Origin of the sequence: Sphingomonas sp. (genome assembly GCF_003248515.1) — a bacterium.
GTDB lineage: Bacteria > Pseudomonadota > Alphaproteobacteria > Sphingomonadales > Sphingomonadaceae > Sphingomonas_I.
Window position 1 is genome coordinate 437,449 of sequence record NZ_QFOB01000004.1, and the last position, 22,317, is coordinate 459,765.

26 protein-coding genes are annotated in these 22,317 nt (G+C 65.9%); 16 read left to right on the top strand and 10 right to left on the bottom strand.

The annotated features are described in order from the left end of the window. Position 1: 1 nt before the first annotated feature. Genes DI605_RS09520 through DI605_RS09535 form a run of 4 tightly spaced genes read right to left on the bottom strand, consistent with a single transcriptional unit; the run spans position 2 to position 3,441 of the window. Positions 2-1,636: a bifunctional protein tyrosine phosphatase family protein/NAD(P)/FAD-dependent oxidoreductase gene (locus DI605_RS09520; RefSeq protein ID WP_293972466.1), complete on the bottom strand. Its 1,635-nt coding sequence runs from the start codon at positions 1,634-1,636 to the stop codon at positions 2-4. A gap of 16 nt (positions 1,637-1,652) precedes the next feature. After that, positions 1,653-2,090: a YeeE/YedE family protein gene (locus tag DI605_RS09525; protein ID WP_293972611.1), complete on the bottom strand. Its 438-nt coding sequence runs from the start codon at positions 2,088-2,090 to the stop codon at positions 1,653-1,655. Beyond that, positions 2,087-2,470: a YeeE/YedE family protein gene (locus DI605_RS09530; protein WP_367120036.1), complete on the bottom strand. Its 384-nt coding sequence runs from the start codon at positions 2,468-2,470 to the stop codon at positions 2,087-2,089. Before DI605_RS09530 ends, DI605_RS09525 begins: the two co-directional genes overlap by 4 nt. A 47-nt stretch (positions 2,471-2,517) precedes the next feature. Beyond that, a complete protein-coding gene (locus tag DI605_RS09535) occupies positions 2,518-3,441 on the bottom strand; it encodes an MBL fold metallo-hydrolase (RefSeq protein ID WP_293972472.1) in 924 nt (307 codons plus the stop codon). A gap of 96 nt (positions 3,442-3,537) precedes the next feature. Here DI605_RS09535 and DI605_RS09540 point away from each other — a divergent pair, with 96 nt between their 5' ends. Then, on the top strand, positions 3,538-4,176 hold the full coding sequence (locus tag DI605_RS09540; RefSeq protein WP_367120037.1) for a peroxiredoxin: 639 nt from the start codon (positions 3,538-3,540) through the stop codon (positions 4,174-4,176). Positions 4,177-4,178: 2 nt separating this feature from the next. Next, on the top strand, positions 4,179-4,532 hold the full coding sequence (locus DI605_RS09545; protein ID WP_293972475.1) for a metalloregulator ArsR/SmtB family transcription factor: 354 nt from the start codon (positions 4,179-4,181) through the stop codon (positions 4,530-4,532). A 110-nt stretch (positions 4,533-4,642) separates the two neighbouring features. Here the strand turns inward: DI605_RS09545 and DI605_RS09550 are convergent, their stop codons facing one another. Further along, positions 4,643-5,827 (bottom strand): sodium:proton antiporter, encoded by a 1,185-nt coding sequence (locus tag DI605_RS09550; RefSeq protein WP_293972478.1) that lies wholly within the window; start codon positions 5,825-5,827, stop codon positions 4,643-4,645. 180 nt (positions 5,828-6,007) lie between these two features. Between DI605_RS09550 and DI605_RS09555 the strand changes: the two genes are divergently transcribed. Beyond that, positions 6,008-7,276, top strand: a complete 1,269-nt coding sequence (locus DI605_RS09555; RefSeq protein ID WP_293972481.1) for a DUF2254 domain-containing protein — start codon at positions 6,008-6,010, stop codon at positions 7,274-7,276. A gap of 82 nt (positions 7,277-7,358) precedes the next feature. Here the strand turns inward: DI605_RS09555 and DI605_RS09560 are convergent, their stop codons facing one another. Together DI605_RS09560 and DI605_RS09565 are read right to left on the bottom strand one after the other, a co-directional pair. After that, the gene (locus tag DI605_RS09560) at positions 7,359-7,790 is read right to left on the bottom strand and encodes a DUF6118 family protein (protein WP_293972483.1); all 432 of its coding nucleotides are present in this window, start codon (positions 7,788-7,790) and stop codon (positions 7,359-7,361) included. 9 nt (positions 7,791-7,799) lie between these two features. After that, positions 7,800-8,915, bottom strand: a complete 1,116-nt coding sequence (locus DI605_RS09565) for a hypothetical protein (RefSeq protein WP_293972486.1) — start codon at positions 8,913-8,915, stop codon at positions 7,800-7,802. Positions 8,916-9,001: 86 nt separating this feature from the next. On the opposite strand from DI605_RS09565, the gene DI605_RS09570 reads away from it, so the two are divergent. The 13 genes from DI605_RS09570 (at position 9,002) to DI605_RS09630 (ending at position 20,315) form a co-directional block, all read left to right on the top strand. After that, entirely contained in the window at positions 9,002-9,136 is a 135-nt protein-coding gene (locus DI605_RS09570; RefSeq protein WP_293972489.1) for a hypothetical protein, read from the top strand. 156 nt (positions 9,137-9,292) lie between these two features. Next, positions 9,293-9,508, top strand: coding sequence for an AlpA family transcriptional regulator (locus DI605_RS09575; RefSeq protein ID WP_293972492.1), 216 nt, complete (start codon positions 9,293-9,295; stop codon positions 9,506-9,508). A gap of 351 nt (positions 9,509-9,859) precedes the next feature. Continuing rightward, positions 9,860-11,734, top strand: a complete 1,875-nt coding sequence (locus tag DI605_RS09580; RefSeq protein ID WP_293972495.1) for a sigma-54-dependent Fis family transcriptional regulator — start codon at positions 9,860-9,862, stop codon at positions 11,732-11,734. A 122-nt stretch (positions 11,735-11,856) separates the two neighbouring features. Next, entirely contained in the window at positions 11,857-12,723 is an 867-nt protein-coding gene (locus DI605_RS09585) for a transporter (protein ID WP_293972497.1), read from the top strand. A gap of 145 nt (positions 12,724-12,868) precedes the next feature. After that, positions 12,869-13,648: an SDR family NAD(P)-dependent oxidoreductase gene (locus tag DI605_RS09590; protein WP_293972500.1), complete on the top strand. Its 780-nt coding sequence runs from the start codon at positions 12,869-12,871 to the stop codon at positions 13,646-13,648. A gap of 34 nt (positions 13,649-13,682) precedes the next feature. After that, positions 13,683-15,509, top strand: a complete 1,827-nt coding sequence (locus DI605_RS09595) for an NAD(P)/FAD-dependent oxidoreductase (RefSeq protein ID WP_293972503.1) — start codon at positions 13,683-13,685, stop codon at positions 15,507-15,509. A gap of 77 nt (positions 15,510-15,586) precedes the next feature. Beyond that, complete coding sequence (locus DI605_RS09600; RefSeq protein WP_293972506.1) at positions 15,587-15,865, top strand: alcohol dehydrogenase catalytic domain-containing protein; 279 nt, start codon at positions 15,587-15,589, stop codon at positions 15,863-15,865. 14 nt (positions 15,866-15,879) lie between these two features. Beyond that, on the top strand, positions 15,880-16,596 hold the full coding sequence (locus DI605_RS09605; RefSeq protein WP_293972509.1) for a zinc-binding dehydrogenase: 717 nt from the start codon (positions 15,880-15,882) through the stop codon (positions 16,594-16,596). A gap of 37 nt (positions 16,597-16,633) precedes the next feature. Then, positions 16,634-16,972, top strand: a complete 339-nt coding sequence (locus DI605_RS09610; RefSeq protein ID WP_293972511.1) for an alcohol dehydrogenase catalytic domain-containing protein — start codon at positions 16,634-16,636, stop codon at positions 16,970-16,972. Beyond that, positions 16,965-17,651: a zinc-binding dehydrogenase gene (locus tag DI605_RS09615; protein ID WP_293972512.1), complete on the top strand. Its 687-nt coding sequence runs from the start codon at positions 16,965-16,967 to the stop codon at positions 17,649-17,651. The genes DI605_RS09610 and DI605_RS09615 overlap by 8 nt, the downstream gene beginning before the upstream one ends. 65 nt (positions 17,652-17,716) lie before the next feature. Then, the gene (locus DI605_RS09620) at positions 17,717-17,872 is read left to right on the top strand and encodes a hypothetical protein (protein WP_293972515.1); all 156 of its coding nucleotides are present in this window, start codon (positions 17,717-17,719) and stop codon (positions 17,870-17,872) included. Positions 17,873-17,949: 77 nt separating this feature from the next. Next, positions 17,950-19,011: a hypothetical protein gene (locus tag DI605_RS09625; RefSeq protein ID WP_293972518.1), complete on the top strand. Its 1,062-nt coding sequence runs from the start codon at positions 17,950-17,952 to the stop codon at positions 19,009-19,011. Beyond that, on the top strand, positions 19,008-20,315 hold the full coding sequence (locus DI605_RS09630; RefSeq protein WP_293972521.1) for an Nramp family divalent metal transporter: 1,308 nt from the start codon (positions 19,008-19,010) through the stop codon (positions 20,313-20,315). The genes DI605_RS09625 and DI605_RS09630 overlap by 4 nt, the downstream gene beginning before the upstream one ends. A gap of 202 nt (positions 20,316-20,517) precedes the next feature. On the opposite strand, the gene DI605_RS09635 is transcribed toward DI605_RS09630, so the two are convergent. Genes DI605_RS09635 through DI605_RS09645 form a run of 3 tightly spaced genes read right to left on the bottom strand, consistent with a single transcriptional unit; the run spans position 20,518 to position 22,171 of the window. Then, positions 20,518-21,330, bottom strand: a complete 813-nt coding sequence (locus DI605_RS09635) for a sterol desaturase family protein (protein ID WP_293972524.1) — start codon at positions 21,328-21,330, stop codon at positions 20,518-20,520. Next, positions 21,330-21,755 (bottom strand): EF-hand domain-containing protein, encoded by a 426-nt coding sequence (locus DI605_RS09640; RefSeq protein ID WP_293972527.1) that lies wholly within the window; start codon positions 21,753-21,755, stop codon positions 21,330-21,332. Before DI605_RS09640 ends, DI605_RS09635 begins: the two co-directional genes overlap by 1 nt. An 11-nt stretch (positions 21,756-21,766) precedes the next feature. Continuing rightward, positions 21,767-22,171 carry a hypothetical protein gene (locus DI605_RS09645; RefSeq protein ID WP_293972530.1) on the bottom strand — a complete coding sequence of 135 codons (405 nt, stop codon included), beginning with the start codon at positions 22,169-22,171 and terminating at the stop codon, positions 21,767-21,769. Positions 22,172-22,317 lie beyond the last annotated feature (146 nt).

Consider the following 22,317-nt stretch of genomic DNA (forward strand, 5'->3'; position numbering starts at 1 on the left):
CTCAGGCCACGTCAGCGAGGAGCGGTTTGGCCAGCCACTCATGCCCCTTCAGCATACCATTCCAGTAGATCCAGGGGAGCGCCTGCCCCTTGAGCCACCAGCTGAGCCGTTGCGGCTTCTGTCCGTCGATCATCCATTTCGGGAAACTCGGTAGCAACTTGCCGCCATAGCCGAATTCAGCGAGGACGATGCGCCCACGCTCGACGGTGAGCGGACAGGAGCCATAGCCGTCGTAGACGGCCGGGGGGGCCTTACCGTCGAGCACAGCCAGAAGATTGACCGCTACGATCGGGGCCTGCTTGCGTGCCGCAGCCGCCGTCTTTGCATTGGGCGTCGAGCCGCCGTCGCCCAGGCCGAAGATATTTTCGTAGCGGACGTGCCGCATCGTCGCGGGATCGACCTCGGTATAGCCCGCCTGATCGGCGAGCGGGCTGCGCGCGAGGAACTCCGGTGCCTTCTGGGGCGGGCAGACGTGGAGCATGTCGAAGTCGCGCGTGATTTCGCCGGCCTTGGTGGCGAAGGTCGCGCGGCGCGCTGGCCCATCGACGGCTATTAATTTCGATTCGAGCCGCAGGTCGATTCCGTAGTCGTCGATATAGCGCATCAGCGGCGGGACATATTCCTTGACTCCGAAGAGGGCCGCACCCGCATTATGGAAGGCGACATCGATATTGCCGAGACGCCCGGTCCGCTTCCAATGATCGCAGGAAAGATACATCGCCTTCTGCGGCGCACCGGCGCATTTGATCGGCATCGGCGGCTGGGTGAATAGCGCGACGCCTTCGCGCAGATCCTGGACCAGTTCCCAGGTGTAGGGCGCGGTCTCGTAGCTGTAGTTGGAGGTGACGCCGTGGCGGCCGAGGGTCGCTTCGAGGCCGTCGACGGCGTTCCAGTCGAGCACATTGCCCGGCGCCACGATGAGGGTGCGATAGCTTAGGGCCGCGCCGTCTTCGAGCGTCACGCGGTTGCGCTCGGGATCGAACGTCGCGACCGCGCCTTTCACCCAGTTCGCTCCGGACGGAATGACGTCCGCCTCACGCCTGCAGGTCGAGGACGGATCGAAGATGCCACCGCCGACCATCGTCCAGCCCGGTTGGTAGAAATGCCGGTCGCGCGGCTCGACGATCACGACGTCGAGGCCGGGGCGGCGTCGCAGCAGTGAGGCGGCCGTGGCGATCCCGGCCGAACCGCCGCCGACGATGACAACATCGTGCGGGCGTGAGCCGCGCTCCAGCTTCGGAAGAAGTGCGGAGAGGTCGTAGCCTGCCGCCTTGGCGGTCAAGAGAATATCCGCAGGCGGCTGTTGGTCCTTGTGCGCTAGCGCCCACAATGTCGTCGATCGCGTCCCCGTGCGGCAGAAGGCGAGCACGGGTTTGGCGCAGCCCAGCATCGTCCTGCCGAACGCCTCGACGTCAGCGTCACCGATCTGGCCTGGCACGATGGGCTGGTGGACGAACTCCATTCCGAGCCGGCGAGCATGTGCGGCCAGCACCTCTGCCTCGGGCTGGCCCGCTTCTTCATCGTCCGGCCGGTTGTCGATGATCGTGCGAAAGCCGAGTTCGGCCGCTTCCTCGATGTCGCCAAGCGACAGCTGCGGTGCGACGGACAGATCCGGTGTCAGCGACTTGGGCGACATCATCCTCTCCTTGAGATCAGGCGGTCGTTGTTTTGGGGCTTATGCGTCCTGCGACCGCATGCAGAGCGAAGCCGGTCAGCATCGCCGCGACGAAGGTCGCGGCGGGGATCGGGCGAAGGGCAAGGTCGGCGATCGCTGGTCCAGGACAGAGTCCGGCAAGGCCCCAACCCATGCCGAACAGCGCGGCGCCACCGAGTAGGCGGGCGTCAACGCGACTTGTGCTCGGGAGGTGGAAAACCGTTTCTGCTACCGGCTTCGCCATCCGGCGCTGCAACGCCCAGGCTGCCGTCATCGGCACGATCGCACCGGCCATGACAAAGGCGAGCGTCGGGTCCCACGCGCCACCGAAAATGTCGAGAAACGCACGGACGCGCATGGGATCGGTCATTCCGGATACGGCGAGGCCCGCTCCGAACAGGGTGCCGGAGACCAAGGCGACGAGCGCGCGCATCAGCCCGCCAGTCCGCGCATCGCGGCAACGGTTGCGATGCCGGCGGCCATGAAGGTCAGCGTTGCGAGCATGGATCGACGCGACAGCCGTGACAGGCCGCACACGCCATGCCCGCTCGTGCAGCCGCTCCCGAGGCGTGTGCCGATCCCTACCAGCAATCCAGCAACGATCAGGGTAAGGAGTGAAGCGGGCATATGGATCGCGGAGGCGAAACCGCCAGTGCCGACCAGCGCCCCGCCAAGGGGCAGGCCGACGATGAAGGCGACGGCGATGACCCACGGAGCGCCCGGTGGCGCGATCCCGACGGCGCGGGCGGCAAGGCCGCTCACGCCGGCAATGCGGCCGAGTCCCAGCAGCATGATCGCGGCTGCTAGTCCGATCATAAGGCCGCCAAAAAGTCCGGCCAATGGTTGGGCGCTGGACCACGCCATCAGATCACGTCCAGCGGAATCTTGAGGTAGCGAGTCCCATTATTTTCCGGCTCTGGAAGCCGACCCGCATTCATGTTGACCTGGACCGACGGCAGGATCAGGCGGGGCATCGCGAGGGTCGCATCGCGCGCCGTCCGCATCGTTACGAAGGCATCCTCGCTCACGCCGTCATGGACATGGACGTTAGCGTCGCGCTCGATCCCGATCGTGGTCTCCCACGCAAAGCTGTCGCGGCCCGGCGCCTTGTAGTCGTGACAGAGAAACAGGCGCGCCTCGCGTGGGAGCGACAACAGGCGGCGGATCGAACGATAGAGCTGGCGCGCATCGCCGCCGGGAAAGTCAGCTCGCGCGGTCCCGTAGTCCGGCATGAACAGGCTGTCGCCACAGAAGACGGCGTCGCCGATGACATAGGCAAGATCGGCCGGCGTGTGTCCGGGGACATGAAGCACCGAGGCCGAAAGCGAGCCGATCGTGAAGGTGTCGCCATCATCGAACAGTCGATCAAATTGCGATCCGTCGCGCTCGAACGCGGTGCCTTCGTTGAAGAGCTTGCCGAATACCGATTGGACGGTCGTGATCGCACGACCGATCGCGAGTTGTCCGCCAAGCTGCTGCTGAAGATAGGGCGCGGCCGAAAGATGATCGGCATGCGCGTGGGTTTCGAGCAGCCACTCGACGACAAGGCCCTCTGCCCGAACGAATGCGATGATCGCGTCAGCTGAGGCATGCGACGTGCGGCCAGCTGCGGGATCGAAGTCCAGCACCGAGTCGATGATCGCGGCTTTCAGGGTCGCCGGATCGAACACGACGTGGCTCGCGGTGAAGGTGGGCTCGTCGAAGAAGGTTCGCACTACGGGCTTTGGCGACGATTCCGCACCCGCCTCTGCGATGAGGGTGCTGGCGTGGCTTAGAGCGGTGTCCATCAAAAGACTCCATCACATTTACAGAAAGCGTGTATATGTGTATCTGACTTGTGTCAAGGATCGTGCTCGGCCAGATTGTTGGGCTTGATGAGGAAGATGATGGACGCACACACTCCCGCACCGGTGCGGCTCGGCGATGCGGCGCCGGATTTTACGGCTCGAACTACAAGGGGTGCGGTGAGGCTTTCAGACTATCGCGGCCGGTGGCTCGTGTTCTTCTCACACCCCGCCGACTTCACGCCGGTCTGCACGACGGAATTTGTCGGCCTGGCGCGCATGGCACAGGCTTTCGCCGACATGGACTGCGCGTTGCTCGGATTGTCGGTCGACAGCCTGTTCTCGCATCTCGCCTGGATGCGGGCGATCCATGACCGCTTCGAGGTCAAGATCGATTTCCCGATTATCGAGGATCCGACGCTGGAGGTCGCGAAGGCGTTCGGCATGGTGGCGCACGATGCCACCGATGCTTCGACGGTGCGCACGACGATGGTAATCGATCCCGATGGTGTCGTTCGGGCTACTACTACCTATCCCGCCGAGGTCGGCCGCTCGATTCCCGAAATCATACGCACCGTGCGCGCCTTGCAGCGGGTCCATGGTGGCGGTGTGCTCGCCCCTGCCGATTGGGAGCCTGGTGCGGACCTGCTGCGCGAGCCGAGCCAGACACTAGAGGACATCGTCGCGGGCGAGGATCCATCGGACTGGTTTTACCAGCCCGTCCCGGATGCCGCGTGAGCATGTCCGATCTCGAAGCGTCGGCCGAATTGCTAAAGGCGCTGGCGCATGCCACGCGCCTGGCGATCCTGATCGCTCTCGCAGATAGCGAGCGCTCGGTCGGCGATTTGGAAAAGGTTTCAGGCATCGGCCAGCCTGCGCTGTCGCAACAGCTTGCCGTGTTGCGCAATGCGGCGCTCGTCGAGACGCGACGCGAGGCTAAGCTGATCTTCTACCGGATCAACCATGCACGGCTCGCGGATGTGAGCGCGCTGCTCGACGGTTTAGCTGGCACCGTCGCCGTGTCTCGCGACGACGCTCTGACGCTAAGGCGCGTGCGCGCTGCGGGATCCGCGATGTTCGCGAAGATTGGCTAGCGCCAGCTCATCGAATAGCGTCTTGATCGGGTGCCCCGTCGGTTCTGGAAGGTCAGCTTTTAGGAAGCCACCGAAAGCCCGGGAATAATTTGGATTGGTCGCCTGCCGCCTCAGTCTTTGGCGATGGAGGCGGCCTTCAGCAGCCTTGGCACACTGAGCCCCTGAACGAAAATTGAGAAGGCTACGACCGCAAAGGCGACGCCGATCAGAGCGTCATGCTCGGGTAGTTCGGCAGGCGCCGCAAGTGCCAGTGCCAACGCCAAGGCACCGCGAAGCCCACCCCAGAAGAGGATGTGCTGCGTGATCCGATTGGTCGCGAGTGCGGTGCGGTGGAACACCGCCGTGATCGGATAGACCGCGATGGTTCGGCCCGCGAGCACTAGGGCGGTGCCGATGGCGGCCGGCCAGAGATAGGCACCCAGCTGCTGCGCTGCCTCACGGCTGCCGATCAGCAGGAAGACCACCGAGTTGGCGAGGAAGGCGGCGAAATCCCAGAAGCGGATCATCGCCTCGCCACCATATTCGGTGAGGCGGCGTCCACGGCCCCAGTTCCCGACCAGCATGCCGGCCGAGAGCGTCGCCAGGACGCCGGAGACATGGAATTTCTCCGCGATCAGGAAGGAACCGTAGGCGGCCAGCATCGTCAACGTGATCTCGACGAGATGGTCGTCCGAGCGGCCGGCAATCGTGAGCAGCGAGCCCGCGACCAGAAGGCCGCACAGCACGCCGCCGCCTACTGTGGTGACGAGCGAGATCGCCACGCCGCCGGCGCTGCTGTCCCCTCCCGAGATCCAGGCCACGACGAGCGCGAAGAGGACGGCGGCGGCGCCGTCGTTCACGATGCTCTCGGCCTCCATCAGGAAGCGGAGCCGCTTCTCGGCATTCTGCTCCTTCATCATGGCGATCACCGACACCGGATCGGTCGCGGCGATGAGGGAACCGAAGAGCAGGGACGCCTGCCAGCTCCAGTGGATGACCCAGTGCATGCCGGCCGCCACCACGAAGGCGGAGAGCAGCGTGCCGACAAAGGCCATGCTGAGCACGAGCGGTGCTTCCCGCTTGAACTGGCCCCAGCCGAGGTGAAGCGCGGCCTCGAAGATCAGCGGCGGCAGCAGGAAAGTGAAGATCAACTCGGGCGTGAGCGCGATACGGCTCTGATATCCGGCAAGGCTGAGCCCGATCCCGGCGACGACCAGCCCGATCGCGTAGGGCAGACCGATGCGGCGCGTGACGATCGCAACCAGGCAGGCGACGAACAGCAGCAACCCCAGAGTGACGACATCGACGTGCTGCATGATACTCCCAACGCACTACGGACCCGTTCAGAGGACTGAACGGCCGGGCCTGCCCTGTCCACCAGAACCGGAACCCGGCGGTCCGAGAGGCGTATCGCCCTGACGCCGGCAAGGTGCGGCTGAAAGAGCGGGGGAAATGAGAATTCCAGAAGCGACTGATCTTCCACATGAGGCCCGCGCATGACGCGCTGGCAGTGGGTTCTGCGCCTGCTCGCGCGGCGCATGTGGTTCCGGGCGTCGCTCTTCTGCATCTTCGGCGTCGTGCTGGCGTTCGCCGGTGTGCTGATCGGCCATGCGTTGTCCTACGACTTCGCCGCCAAGCTTGGATCGAAGTCGGTCGATGAAATCCTGAACGTGTTGGCCTCCAGCATGCTGGCGGTCACTACTTTCTCTCTCACGACGATGGTGTCGGCCTATGCCGGCGCTGCAAGCAGCGTCACGCCACGGGCCGTGCAACTGCTCATCGATGACAGCGTCGCCCAGAATGCGCTTGGCACCTTCCTTGGCAGCTTCCTGTTCGCGATTGTCGGCATCATCGCGCTGTCGACCGGCCTCTATGGAGAGACCGGCCGCGTGATCCTGTTCGCCGGCACGATCCTCGTGATCGCACTGATCGTCATCACTTTCCTGCGCTGGATCGAGCATGTCGCGCGCTTCGGGCGGATGCAGGACACGATCGACAGGGTTGAGCGCGCAGCGACCATGGCGGCCAAGGCCATGGCACTTCGCCCGCGCTTCGGCCCACGGCAGCGGATCATCGTGCCGGAAAACGCATCGGCGGTCCGTCACACCGAGATCGGCCGGGTCAATCATGTCGACGTGATCGCGCTGTCCGAGGTCGCGGACGAGATCGGGGCTGACATCCATCTCGCAGCGCTGCCGGGAACGCTCGTCGATCCGGCACGCCTGCTCGCCTGGAGTGAGGCTGCTCTCGACGAAAAGCAGGTCTGTCGCATCCGCTCGGCCTTCACGCTCGCCCATCACCGCGTGTTCGATACCGATCCACGCTTCGGGCTGGTGGTGCTCTCCGAGATTGCCTCGCGCGCATTGTCGCCGGCGGTCAACGACCCGGGCACCGCGATCGCGGTGATCGAGGCGGGGACGCGGGTTCTCGCGACCATGCTGCGACATGAGCTCGACCCGAACCTGGCTCCTCCCGACAATGTGAAGGTGCCCGCATTCGCGTTTCCCGACCTGATCGAGGATCTCTACCGGCCTATCGCGCGCGACGGCGCTGGCATGGTCGAGGTCGGTGTCCGCCTGCAAAAGGCGCTCGCGTCTCTTCAGGCGATTGAGCCCGAGGCAGCGCAGGACTGCCAGCGCGAGGCAGCCGACGCGCTGGAGCGCGCGTCAGCGCAGTGTTCCAGCCGCTCGGACCGCGAGCGTCTCGATCGCGTGCACAAACGATCCTGGAATGTCGGCTTACAGGACGTGGCCGCGAGCACTTGAACGGCCTGGATTGGTCGCAAGCCGCCCTCAGGCCCGTTGCGGCGCCCATGACGCGGCGAGCGGGCACTACGCGCACGATCGGTCAGAAGATAATCATGGCGAGGATGGCGAGGGATACCCCCAAGACGACGCACGCGGCCATGAGCCAGTATTGCTGGTCTGCCGCCTGCCCCCGTTTGATCATCAGGTCGATCTGCGCGCAGCTGCGCTGCAGATCGCCGGCGGCCTGCCGCAGAAGTTCGGCATCCGGAGCCCGCGCGATCTCGCTGGCCCTCTTCATCTCGCCAGCCATGGCGGCCGGTGGCAGCTGGATCGCCGGGCTGCTCCCGATCTGCACGGCGACATCGTAGATCTTCTTCAGGCCGTCGACGACAGCCGTGAGTGTCGGACCATAATCAGGGATGCGCTCCCGCGCGGCGGTGAGGCCTTCGACTGCGGCGCGGGTGAGGCTGATCTCCCGGCGCAGGCTCTCGAAGGCGGCGGCGGGGTCGGTTTCGGAGGGATCTTGGGTCATCGCGCGACGCTAGCGGCCAAGGCCGCGACCACGCGAGAGGGCGGAATGATCCTGGAGGTCGTGGGACAAACCCTGCCCGCCGGAAGCCTTCAGACCGAGCTCGATCCGGCGATTCCGGAGCAGCGACTCGAGCTGGGGGTCGCGCTGCAGGTCCTTTGCCATGTCCCTCATGCGGTCGACCGTGTGTTCAGCGCGCACGACGTCACCATTCTGCCGGTAGCCCTGCCAACGCAGCGTCTCCTTCTGCCATTCCGCGACGAACCGGTCTGCCCGCTGCGCGGCATCGACGCGGATCTCCGCCTCCAGCTGCATCGCCTGGATGGCAGCGGCAGGACGGCCGCGCGCTGCCTCTTCCATCAGCTGCGGGTCGGCCCCGAATGCCGACGCCAGATCCCGTGATGCCAGCGGCCGTATGGCGTTCACGCCATCGCGCGCCGTCCGCAGGGCCGCAGCCTGGTGTGGCAGCGGATCGCCGCGCCGGCCCAGCCGCTCGATATCGAGCATGGCCCGCGCATAACGCTCAACCGCCCGCGCGAGAGGCGATCGCTCGGGCTCATCGGTGGCTCGTGCGACGCCGAGCCGCAGGCCGGCGAACGGATTGCGGGGCGGCTCGGGCGCCTTCTCCGACACCTGTGCCGGCAAGGGATAGTCCGACGCCATGTCCTTGCCCCGCTCGCGACCCAGCGTGGCGGCGAGCCGGTCCTGATCAGCGAAGTCGTCCCGACCATAATGGAGGCCGACGCCTGCCCGGTGCCGCGACAGCCCGACATAGGCGGCATGCCGGTCGAGCCCCGGCGTCGCCAGCACATGGACCCGGTCCACCGTCATGCCCTGCGCCTTGTGGACGGTGGCGGCATAGCCATGATCGACCTGCGCATAGTCCTTCAGGTCGAAGGCGATGCTGCGCCCGTCGTCGAGCAGCACCGCCATCCGCACCTGGTTCACACTCTCGACGATCCCGCGAGAGCCATTCTTCACGCCCAGCCCGCGCTCGTTGTGCAGGAACATGACGCGGTCTCCGGCCGCGAACACCCGCTCGCCGCGACCGGTCTGGACGGCGAACTCCTGCCCGAGCTCACCCGCATTCCGGAGCCTGTTGCGCGCAGCTAGGTTGAGCTGGCGCACCTCGTCATTGGTGTGGGTGAGGATGATCCGGCTTTCAGCCGGCGCTTCGCGTCGTTCGCCGTCCCAGCGGTCGATCAGATCGACGCGTGCACCGCTGCCATGACCCGATCGAACTGCTCTTTGCCATCGCTGTGCCGGTGCACGAACCGGGCAAGATCGCGCTCGGTAAACGTGGCCTGCTGCTGCGTGATCGCGTCCAGCGCGACTTTGTGGCGATCTGAGCTAAGGGATCGACCCGGAAGTGGCCTCAAGCATCGAGCTTGAGCATGCGAAGCTACAGCCGCGAATTCAGATGCCCTGAGTGTCACCTGTCATTGTCTGGTGGCCCACGCGATCCTCGCCCAGCTTGGCTGCAGATGATGGACGGAGTGACCGCCATGAACGCAGATGCCCCCGACCGCATTCTCCGGATCGATGCCGTGCTCGAGCGTACCGGGCTCAGCCGATCGACGCTTTATCGGAAGATCCAGAATGGCACCTTCCCGCGCCAGATCGCGATCAGCGAGCGGTGTGCCGGATGGAGGGAGTCGGCCGTGCGGGAGTGGATGCACAATCCGATGTTCTATAGCGTCGATGACGCACAGCGCAGGTGAACGGGAGGCGCTAATTCGGGGTGGGAAGCGGAATGTCCGGTTTGAAGGATTGACAGGCGTAAACGCCCGTTCGTTCAGTTGACAGCGGCCGACGACAGCTACCGACCAATCTTGGTCATCCGAGGGCTAGGCAACGGAGCCAAAAGCAGACGCTGGCTTGGCCCGTCAAGCCCGCGCGTTGAGGACGGCGACGATGATTGCCTCGGGTAGAGACTATCACCCGAGCGTATCGCATTCAAATAACCACGCCTTGCACCTAGGGCCCATTTGCAAGAGCGCACCGGGTCGGGCACCCTGCCCCGAGATAAAACGGAGAGGCGCGGTCGGATCGAAAGACCACCGCGATACGACATGCCGACACATGCCGATCATGTGCGCGAGATCGAGGGCGCGGCGATGGGCGGCGCGACGGCGCGCGCCCCCCTCGTCGTCCAGTCATGGCGGCGGTGCCTGGACCAGCATCGCCTCGATCCGGCCCGCGCCTGCGAAGCTATCATCGTCACCGAACAGCGGCTGAAGGAACATCGCCAGCAATCGGAAGAGCTGATCGCAATCGCGCGATCCGGGCTGGAGCGGCTTTACGGGCAGGTGGCGGGCCAGGGTTATGTGCTGCTGCTCGCCGATCGCCAGGGCGTAACCGTGGATTTCATGGGCGATCCGTTCTTCGACGGGAACCTGCGCAAGGCCGGGCTGTATCTGGGCTCGCAATGGTCGGAGCCAGGCAGCGGGACCAGCGCGGTCGGTTCCTGCATCGCTACCGGCGAGGCACTGACCATCCATCAGGACGACCATTTCGACACGACGCACACGCCGCTCTCCTGCACCGCCGCCCCCATTTACGACAGCGAAGGGCGGCTGGCAGCGGTGCTGGACCTGTCGCTGCTCTCCTCGCCCGCTCCCAAGGCCAGCCAGAACCTGGCGCTGCACCTCGTCTCCGCCACCGCGCGGCGGGTGGAGATGGCCCATCTGATGGCGCGGACCCGCCACCAGTGGGTGCTGCGCTTCGCTCGATCGCCGGAGTTTCTCGACGTGGACCCCGAAGGCGCGATCGCGATCGACGATGGCGGCCGGATCGCAGGCATGACCCATTTCGGCGCGCGGCTTCTGGGCCGCGCGATCGGCGCGGACTGGCGCGACCCCGCCGACCTGATCGGGCGATCGATCACCGATTTCGCGGAGTTCGACATCGATGGCCTGCCGGACCTCACCCGCCGGCGCTCTACACAGGAACGCTGGGTGCGGATGCGCGACGGCAACGTGCTGTTCGCCCACGCGATCGAGCCCAAGCCGGCGGGGCGCGCGGTCTCCACTATCCGCCTGCCCGCCTCGATCCGCCAGCTCGGCGGCGGATCGCCCGAAATCGGCGACCTTCAGTACAAGGCCGCGAAACTGGCGCGCACGCCGCTGCCGATACTGATCCAGGGCGAGACCGGCACGGGCAAGGAGCATCTCGCCCGCGCCATCCATGACGGTAGCGGCCGCCAGGGGCCGTTCGTGGCGATCAATTGCGCGGCGATCCCGGAATCGCTAATCGAGAGCGAATTGTTCGGCCATGCGCCGGGCGCCTTCACGGGCGCGGTCTCGAAGGGGCGTAAGGGCCTGATCGAGCAGGCGAACGGGGGCACGCTCTTCCTGGACGAGATCGGCGACATGCCGCTCGGCCTGCAGAGCCGTCTGCTGCGCGTGCTGGCCGAGCGCGAGGTGCAGCCGGTGGGCGCGGTGACGCCCCGGCGCGTCGACCTGCGCGTCCTCTCCGCCTCGCACCGGCCGCTGGCGGATCTGGTGGCGGACGGGCTGTTCCGCGAGGATCTGTATTATCGGCTCAGCGCCGCCGCGCTGCGCCTGCCGCCGCTTCGCGACCGGAGCGATTTCGGCTGGGTGCTCGATCGCCTGCTGGAGCGGCATTCGGCCGACGGACGGACAATCGCGGTGACGCCCGCCGCGCTCTCGCTGCTGCGGGCGCATGCCTGGCCGGGCAATATCCGCGAACTGGACAATGTCATCGCGGTGGCGGCGGCGCTGAACGAGGGCGGCGTGATCGATTGCGCCGACCTGCCCGACGCGATCGCCCATGGCGTAGAGGGCACGGACGACGAGGCCGGCGCGCTGCAGGGCGTGCTGACCGCGTGCAACGGCAATGTCTCCGAGGCGGCGCGCCGCCTGGGCGTGGATCGCACGACCGTCCACCGCCGGATGCGGCGCCTCGGTATCATGCCGCACAACTGAGGCGCAGGGCTGTGGCGCGCCACACCCCGCATTGGCCGGACAGCGCGGTTTTCCGGTGATTTCCGCACCTGGCACGCCTGTTGCTCTTCTTCCTCCCAATAACAGGATCCGGAGGGATGAGGATGAAGGCGAGGCATTTCGCGCCCATGCTGTGCGTGATCGGGGGCATCGGCGCGACGGGCACGGCGCGGGCCGAGGACATCACCTTCGCGGTGATCGGCCCGCACGAATATGATCTGCCGACGGACGGCTTCCGCCCGTTCGACGTGGTGGTGCAATATGGCGAATATAACAGCGGATCGAAACGCTATGACGGATCGGGCCACCGCGTGGCCGGGCCGGACACCGATCTGGTTGTCGGCCTGACGAAATATGTGCATTTCTGGACGTTCGACGGGCTGCCCGACGTGGGCTTCGCCTATGAATATATCCAGCCCGAGGTGCGCGTCACCGGACCCGGCGTGAAGGCCAGCGGCTTCGGCGATCCGCTCACCGGCATCGCCACCTGGTTCAAGCCTTCGAAGAACAGCACGCTGGGCTTCCAGACGTTCGTCAGCGTGCCGATCGGCGCGCAGCAGGTGACCAACGATTTCTGGGCCAATTATTCGTCCTTCTTCTTCGATGTGCAGAGCCCGATAGCCAGTATCGGCGGCGATATCGGCGCGATCTTCCGGGGCAATCGCCGCAACGGCAGCACGCCGGATATCGACGAGGGCAACAGCTATCACGCCAATGTGCGCGCGAGCCTGAAGACAAAGACGCCAGTGGAGCCCTTCGTCTCGTTCGACTGGCAGAAGAACCAGGCCGGTTATTACCGGGGTGGCCTGGGCATCGCCAGCCCGGCGGGGCACGACACCGCGCTGGGCGCGGGCGCGATGGTGACGCTTTCGAAGAAGACGTCGCTCACCCTGCGCTATTCGCGTAGCATCGATGGGCGCAACGTGACCGGCACCAACGCCGCCTATTTCAAGTTCGCCTTGTTGTTCTGAGGGCCGCCGCAACTGTGGCGCGCCCTGTGGCGGCCACTTGTGGCGCCCCTCCCCCACATCATGCGGATTGTCCCGGAAAACCGGGATTTTCGAAGCTGGCACGCGGTTTGCGATGCCGATCATCAAAACGAAAAGGAGAGGCTGGATGGCAATCGATCTGGATGGCGTGCGCGCCGTAATCAACGGAGCGGGCCAGGGCATCGGCGCCGCGATCGCGCGGGGGCTGGCGGAAAGCGGCGCGCGCGTCGTGGTGGGCGATATCAATGAGGAGAAGGCCCGCGCCGTCGCGGCGGAGATCGGCGGATCGGCCCGCGCGGTGAAGGTGGACGTGCGCGACCGCGCCTCGGTGCGCGCCGCGATCGGCGAGGCGGTGACCGCGTTCGGCGGGCTGGACGCGATGTTCAACAATGCCGGCATCGCGCAGGTCCGCCCCTTCCTCGACATCACCGAGGAGGATTTCCGCGTGGTGATGGACATCAATGCGCTGGGCGTGATGATCGGCGTGCAGGAAACCGTCCGCCAGATGAAGGCGCAGGGCACCGGCGGATCGATCGTCAACACGGCCTCTATCGCCGGCAAGCAGGGCTATGAGCCGCTGGCCCATTATTCGGCCAGCAAGTTCGCCGTGGTCGCCTTCACCCAGGCCGCCGCGCGCGCCTTCGGCAAGGACGGCATCCGCGTCAACGCCATCTGCCCCGGCGTCGTCGCCACCGACATGTGGAAGACGATCGACCAGGGCTTTCAGGACAATGCGCTGACCGAGCGGCCGCAGGAGGCCTTCGAGACCTTCGCCGCCGGCGCCGTTCTGGGCCGCGCCTCTACGCCCGGCGATCTGGTGGGCGTCGCCCGCTGGCTGGCCTCGACCGAGAGCGGCTTCACCACCGGCCAGAGCCTGATGGCGGACGGCGGGATGGTGTTCGTCTGACATCGCCACGCACCACCGGAACAAGGAGAGAGACATGACCGAATTGACCAGGCCATCCCCGGACGAGACGGCGACCACCGCGCGCATCGTGGCCGACAAATGGGTGGCCGATCTCAACGCGGCGCTGGCACGCAAGGACGCGACCGCCGCCTCCCGACTGTTCGGGACGACCAGCTTCTGGCGCGATCTGATCGCCTTCACCTGGAACATCCGGACCGTGGAAAATCCGGATGGCATCCACGATATGCTGGAGGCCACCCTCCCCCATGTCGGCACTGCGCGCTTCACGATCGCGGAGGAGCCGAGCGAGGAGGACGGGATCGTCACCGCCTGGCTCTCGCTGGAGACGGGCATCGGGCGCGGCGAAGGCCTGGTGCGGCTGCGCGACGGCAAGGCCTGGACCCTGCTGACATCGCTGACCGAGCTGAAGGGCCATGAGGAACGCAGCGGGCCGACCCGGATCATGGGCGCGGAGCATGGCGTGATCCGCGGCCGCAAGAGCTGGCCAGAGCGCAAGGCGGCGGAAGTGGAGGCGCTGGGCCGCACGGAGCAGCCTTATGTGCTGATCATCGGCGGCGGCCAGGGCGGCATCGCATTGGGCGCGCGGATGCGCCAGCTGGGCGTGCCCCATATCGTGATCGACAGCCATGATCGCCCCGGCGACCAGTGGCGCGGGCGCTACAAGTCGCTCTGCCTGCACGATCCGGTCTGGTACGATCACCTGCCCTATCTGGATTTCCCGAAGAACTGGCCGGTCTTCGCGCCGAAGGACAAGATCGGCGACTGGCTGGAAATGTACACCCGCGTGATGGAGGTGAATTACTGGTCGAAGACCACGGCGCACAACGCCGTGTTCGACGAGCAGAAGGGCCGCTGGGCGGTCACCGTGAACCGGGACGGCGAGGAGATCATCCTCCATCCGACCCAGCTGGTTCTGGCGACGGGCATGTCCGGCAAGCCCAACGTGCCGCAGTTCAAGGGCATGGATCGCTTCCGGGGCGAGCAGCATCACAGCTCGCAACATCCGGGGCCGGACGCCTATGCCGGCAAGCAGGTGGTGGTGATCGGCGCCAACAACAGTTCGCACGATATCTGCGCGGCGCTGTGGGAAGCGGGCGCGGACGTGACGATGGTGCAGCGTTCCAGCACCCACATCCTGCGTTCGGACTCGCTGACAGAGGAAGTGCTGGGCGATCTCTACTCGGAGCGCGCGCTCGCCAACGGCATGACGACCCGCAAGGCGGACATGACTTTCGCATCCTTGCCCTACCGGATCATGGCGGACTTCCAGATCCCCGTATACGATCAGGTCAAGAAGAAGGACGCGTCCTTCTATGACGCCCTGCGGGAAGCCGGCTTCATGCTGGATTTCGGTGCCGACGAGAGCGGCCTGTTCATGAAATACCTGCGTCGCGGCTCCGGCTATTATATCGATGTCGGTGCCAGCGATCTGGTGATCGACGGATCGATCAAGCTGAAGAGCGGCGTCGAGATAGACGAGATCACCGAGACCGGCGTGAAGTTCGTGGACGGCACCGAACTGCCGGCTGATCTGATCGTCTACGCCACCGGCTACGGATCGATGAACGGCTGGGCGGCCGACCTGATCAGCCAGGAGGTGGCGGACAAGGTCGGCAAGGTCTGGGGTCTCGGCTCCGACACGCCGAAGGATCCCGGCCCCTGGGAGGGCGAACAGCGCAACATGTGGAAACCGACGCAGCAGGAAAACCTCTGGTTCCACGGCGGCAACCTCCACCAGTCGCGTCACTATTCGCTGTATCTCGCGCTGCAGCTGAAGGCGCGAATGGAGGGCATCGCGACGCCCGTCTACGGGCTGCAGCCCGTGCATCATCTGAGCTGATCCCGCCTGTCAGGTGCGGCGGAGATGACAGCCCCGCCGCACCATTTTCCCTACAAAACAAACTGATGGAGAGAATGATGAAAGCCCTGCGTTTTCACGCCGCGCGCGATCTGCGCATCGAGAACGTCACCGCCCCCGCGCGGCCCGGCCCCGGCCAGGTGCGCGTGCGCAACCGCTATGTCGGCATTTGCGGCACCGATCTGCACGAATATGCCTCCGGCCCAATCTTCATCCCGTCGGCCGAGCCGCATCCCTTCACCAAGGCGCGCGGTCCACAGATACTGGGCCATGAGTTCGGCGGCACGATCGAGGCGATCGGCGAAGGCGTCACCACCGTGAAGGTGGGCGATCGCTGAGCGACCAGATCGCGGTGACAGGTCTTTCCTGGCAGTGGGGCGGCATGGCCGAGGAGGCGATAGTCCACGAATATAATGTCGCGAAGGTGCCCGATAACCTGACCGACGAGGAGGCCGCGCTCGTCGAGCCCACCGCCGTCGCCGTCTATGCCTGCGATCGCGGCGGGATCAGCGCCGGCAACAGCGTGCTGATCGCGGGCGCCGGGCCGATCGGGCTGCTGACCCTGCTGGCCGCGCGTGCCGCCGGCGCGACGACCCTGTTCGTGTCCGACCTCAACGATGCGCGCCTGAAGCTCGCGCAGGAAGCGGTGCCGGGCGTGATCCCGATCAATCCGAAGCGCGAGAACGTGGGCGATGTCGTGCGCGACCAGACGGAGGGAAAGGTCGGCTGCGACGTGGCCATCGAGTGCGTGGGCAACGAGCATGCGCTGAAGGCCTGCGTGGATGCCGTGCGCAAGCAGGGCGTGGTGGTGCAGACCGGCCTCCACCCGCACGAAAACCCGCTCGACTGGTTCAGCGTAACCTTCAAGGACATCGAGGTGCGCGGCTCCTGGTGCTACCCCACCTGGTACTGGCCGCGCGTGATGAACCTGATCGCCAGCGGCGCGCTGCCCGCCGGCCGCGCCGTCACCAACCGTATCACGCTTGATACGGCGGTGAAGGACGGCTTCGACGCCCTGCTCGACCCCGCCGGCACCAACCTGAAGATCCTCATCGATCTCGCCGCCTGACCTTCGTCATCGGCCATTCCATCGCAAGGAGAAAATCATGAAAGCTCTGCGTTTTCACGCCAAGCGCGATCTCCGGATCGAAGATATCAAGGCGCCCACCAACCCCGGCCCGGGCCAGGTTCTCGTCCGCAACCGCTATGTCGGAATCTGCGGCACGGACCTGCACGAATATGCGTCTGGCCCGATCTTCATCCCGGATGCCAACCCGCACCCTTTCACCAAGGCGCGCGGTCCACAGATACTGGGCCATGAGTTCGGCGGCACGATCGAGGCGATCGGCGAAGGCGTCACCACCGTGAAGGTGGGCGATCGCCTTCCACCTCAGCGACCAACTCGCGCTTGCCGGTCTCTCCTGGCAGTGGGGCGGCATGTCTGAAGCGGCAATCGTCCACGAATATAATGTGGCCAGAGTGCCGGACTGCCTCACCGACGAGGAAGCTGCACTGGTGGAGCCCACTGCCGTCGCAGTCTATGCCTGCGACCGCGGCGGTGTTTCCGCCGGCAACTCGGTGCTCGTCACCGGCGCCGGCCCGATCGGCCTGCTGACCCTGCTGGCCGCGCGTGCCGCAGGCGCCACCACCCTGTTCGTGTCGGACATCAACGATGCACGCCTGCGCTTCGCGGAAGAGGCAGTGCTGGGCGTGATCCCGATCAACCCGACCCGCGAGAATGTGGGCGATGTCATCCGCGATCAAACCGAGGGCAAAGTCGGCTGCGATGTCGCCATCGAATGCGTGGGCAACGAGCATGCGCTGAAGGCCTGCGTGGATGCCGTGCGCAAGCAGGGCGTAGTGGTGCAGACCGGCCTCCACCCGCACGAAAACCCGCTCGACTGGTTCAGCGTCACCTTCAAGGATATCGAGGTGCGCGGCTCATGGGCCTATCCCACCTGGTACTGGCCACGCGTGATGAACCTGATCGCGAGCGGCGCGCTGCCCGCCGGCCGCGCCGTCACCAACCGCATCACGCTGGATACGGCGGTGAAGGACGGCTTCGACGCGCTGCTTGATCCCGCCGGCACCAACCTCAAAATCCTCATCGATCTGGCCGCCTGACGGACCGCGCCCCCCGGTGCATCGGGGGGGCCGGCCAGCATGGTTTTTCCGAAAGGAGAGAGACGATGGACATTGCCGGACAGTCCGGCGCCCGTCACCCGACGATCTCGCTGCGCCGTCGCGCCCGTGGCGTGGCGACGGAGGAGCGGATGATCATCCTCGTCGCGGTGCTGACGCTCTACAGTCTGATCGGCTCCGGCAGCGCCTGCTGCCTGCAATAACTTCCGAAAACCGGCCGGCGGCGCCGTCGCGCGGCCCGGTATCCCGATAATCAGAATGATCGCCAAAGGAGGGGATGATGCACGCAACCGTCATCGACGTGGCGCCGGCCCGGCCAGCCGCCGCCATCAAGGGCATGGCCGTGATCTATGCGCTGTCGGCGCTGTCATGTTTCCTGCTCAACATCGTGGTGCACGCAGCGCCGATCGGCCCATGGAGCGGTGCGAAGCTCACCGAAATGTCCTGGCTGGACAATGTGACGTGGCAGTTGCTCGCCTTGTGGTGGGCGCTGCTCAGCATCGTGAGCGGCCATTATCCGTTTCATCGGATGGCCGACGCCAGGCTGCGCGGCATCCTCACGATCGGGGCGGCCTGGGCGCTGGGCTGGCTCTCGGCGAAGGCGATCTACTGGACGGGGCTCGGCGCGGACTGGGTGTTTCCGATCATCGGCTGCATCTATTTCTTCCTCGCCTTCTTCTCCTTCACCGGAGAGAACTGGATCGTCGCCGGTTTCGCACCGCCCCGGCAATTCTTCATCCTGTTCGTGCTGATCGCCTTCCTGACCTATGCGATCACGAATTCGGCGATCCGCTGGATTCCAGCCTGGTGGTTCCCGTTCGTGGAAATGGGCTCGGCCTCCACGCTGCTCGCCTATCTGACGCGCGGCATGACGCAGCCCGGCCGCAGCTTCGCGCAGATCGGCATCCTGTTCGTGGTGGTGATGGGCGCGCTGTGGCTGAGCGGGCAGCTGGGCCTGTGGGATGCGCGGCTGCCGGGCGTCGGTGCCTTCTGGACGCTGGGCACCTATGCCGGGCCGGCCTGGCTGCTGTGGTTCATGGTCGCCTGCTCGGTGTCCTACGGCTTCCTGATCCAGCTGCATAACTGGCCGTTCACGAGGATTCCGATGCCGTGGGGCGGCATCCTGGCCTGCTTGTTCTGCGTGATCGCGGCCTGGGCGATCACCGTGGCGATGCTGGCGATGGTCGGCCCGGTGTTCGCGGACACCAACGAGGCGCTCACTTACGGATATATGGGCGTGCACTGGTCATTCCTGATGGCGATGCTGTTCGGTTTCGGCCTCGATCGCCCCTATCTGTGGCGCGGACAGACCAACCCGGGAACGTGGGACGACGTGGAGTGAGCCTGTGCCGGGGGCTGACGGGGCGCACTCCGCCGCCCCGATCCACCCTCCATCCGAGGTCGACGAAACGAACCGGACAGCGGATGCCCGCGCTGATCGGGCCGGCAATGCTGGTGGCGGTCGGCTACATGGATCCCGGCAACTGGGCGACCGACATCGCCGCAGGCGCCCGCTACGGCTTCGGCTTGCTCTACGTGGTGATCGCTGCCGGTCTGGCGGCGATCCTTCTCCAGTCGCTGGCACTGCGGCTCGGCATGGCATCCGGCCTCGATCTGGCCCGCGCGTGCCGACAGCGCTACGGACTCCGAACTAGTTTCACCCTGTGGCTGCTCGCCGAAACCGCGATCCTCGCAACTGACGTCGCCGAAATGCTGGGGGGCGCGCTGGCGATAAAGTTGATGCTGGGCCTGCCGCTGTGGACGGGCGTCCTGCTCACCTCCGCCGCCACGCTGAGCGTGGTCGGCCTGATGGGAAGCGGGGCTGGACGGATCGAGGCGATCGTCGGTGCACTCGTGGCGACGATAACATTGTGTTTTCTGGCTGAGCTGGTGATCTCCCCTCCCGATCCGCGCGCGATGATCGCCGGGATGGTCCCCGATCCGTCAAGACTGACCCGGCCCGGCGCGCTCGCGCTGGCGATGGGAATCGTCGGCGCGACCGTGATGCCGCATAACCTTTACCTGCACTCGGGCGTGGCGCGGGTTCAGGACGGCGCGCGTGACGCTGCCGGGATCGAGCGCTCCATCCGGCTCGCCACGATTGGCACTGCCCTGTCCCTGACATTAGCGATGCTCGTCAACGGCGCCATCCTCGCGCTGGCGGCGACCAGTTTTCACGCGACCAGCCACACGCAGGTCACCAGTATCGACGATGCCTATCGTCTGCTTGAACCGATTACCGGCCTGAAAACCGCTGCCCTCCTGTTCGGGATCGCACTGCTCGCCTCCGGGCAGAGCAGCACGATCACGGGTACTATCGCTGGGCAGATCGTGCTGGAAGGCTTCCTCGATCTGAAGATATCGCCATGGAAACGGCGCCTGATCGGCCGGGCGATTGCGGTCGTACCGGCGCTCGCAGGGGTAATGCTTCTGGGGGACGGCGGCGTAGGCGCGATGCTGATCGTCAGCCAGATCGTTTTGTCCCTGCAATTGCCATTCGCCGTCTGGCCGCTGATCGCCAGTGTCTCGGATGAAACGCTGATGAATGGGCATCAGCCCGGCCGGGGGCTTATCATCGCGGCCGTGACGATCTTCGTGATCGTCTCCGGCGCGAACCTGTGGATGCTGGTCAGTCTGCGAACGTGACGCCAGCGCTGCGCATCGGGACGAACCGGATACCGAGCCTCGCGATAATCCGAAGTCGCTCGGTCTGCGATGCGCTTCCAGACCCTGTGAATCAGCCTGCCGCGACCTGGCGATCTCGCCGCCGCCCATGACGAGATGACGGTGGCGACCGTTGGTCGCGCGCAGAGCGGCAGAGCGATCGTATCTCGAGGTCGCCGACCGATCACTCTGGTGCGGCGAGAAGGGTGTGCACCGGTCGCCTCGATTGGATCGTCCTTGTCCATAGTATCGCCCATCCGCCGAGCGCGATGCGTAGCGGATTGTCGCCACGCTGCTCCCCAGCGAGACCATAGCGCACCGGCTCGTCTGCCTGCTCTTTGGCAAAGGTGCCGAACAGACGATCGAACACGATCACCACACCGCCATAGTTGCGATCGAGATAGGCGGTGTTCGAGCCGTGATGGACGCGGTGGTGCGACGGCGTATTGAGCACCCATTCCAGCGGCCCCAGCGTCCCGATCGCCTCAGTGTGCAGGAAGAATTGGTAGCGCAGGTCGAAGGCCAGCAGCGCCACGATCAGCCGAGGGTCGAAGCCGATGAAGACCAGCGGCACATAGAGTATCCAGCCGGCCGAGAAGAGGTTGGTCCAGCCCAGCCGGATCGACGACAGCAAGGTCATCTGCTCGGGGCTGTGATGGACGGAGTGCGTGGCCCACATCCAGGCGATGCGATGGCTGGCGCGGTGAAACCAGTAATAAGCGAACTCGACGGCGACGAAGCCGGCCGCCCAGGTCCGCCAGTCGTGCAGCGGCCAGTGGACGAGCGCGTGGGTCCAGACCCAGCCATAGGCGCCGGCGATCACCAGCCCGCCCAGCATTCCGAACGGAATGCCGCCCAGCGCAACGCCGAGCGTGGCGAGCGCGGTGCGCCCCGAATAGCCGCGTCCCGATCGGACCCTCCAGACCACTTCCGCCAGCACGAGCGAAGATATCATCGCCAGCCACACCGGCGAACGGGCAAGCGCCATATGGTCCATCACTGCCCCCGCATCGTGCGGAGGCGGGCGCGGGCCGCCTCCAGTTCGGTCTGGTCGACGAAGCCGTCATGGTTGATGTCGGCCTCGTCGAAGATCCGGGCCGGCGCGTGCGCCAGCTCGTCGCGCGTGACCTTGCTGTCATGGTCGAGGTCGGCCTCGGCGATCAGCGCATCGATCCGTGCCCCCGCCTGCGGGCGCATCGAGACGATCCGGCCGAAATCCGCCCGGCTGATGACGCCGTCGCCATTGCGGTCGAACCGGTCGAACTGGGCGAGGCGCGCGGCCTGGAACTCGGATCGGCTGATGCGGCCATCATGATCGGCATCGGCGCTCGCGAGGAGCGCGGCAGGATCGCGCAGCCCCTGCGCCGCCGCCGGAAAGGCGACGGGCAGGAACAGCATCAGGCCCGGGAACAGGGGCTTCATGATGAACGATCTCATTGCTGTGCGTGGCTGACGTTGCCCGAGACGGTGGTCGAGCCGCCCGCCGGGCCGGTGAAGGTCGTCGCATAGCTGCCGGTGCCATTTCCGTTGGCGGTCGCGGTCGTCGTGCGGCCCCAGGTCGTGCCGTTGTTGGTCGTGTGGGTGGCCCCGCCGGTATAGGTGCCGTCCGAGACGCTGTGGCCGCGCGAATTGGCAACGCCATAGCCGCCGTTGGTCTGGACGCCGCTGGTGACGCTCGCCGTCCCGCCGCCGCGCTCGGCGGTCCGGCTGGCGGTATAGCCCCGGCCATAGGCGCCCTGAACGCTCCGGCTGCTCGCGCGGAAGCGCTGGGCATCCGCCGCTCCACCAATTGCGGCCGCGAGGACCAGGCCGATACCGATGTTACGCATGATACGCATGGGATCATCTCCATTATCGCCGGATCGGGGGCGTCCGACGGATGGAGAGATGGCGGGGCCGTGTAAGCCGCGAACGATCTTGCGTAATGAAGTGTAATCGGCGGCTCGCATACTTGCCTTCGCACCGGGCGAGCGGAAGATAAGCG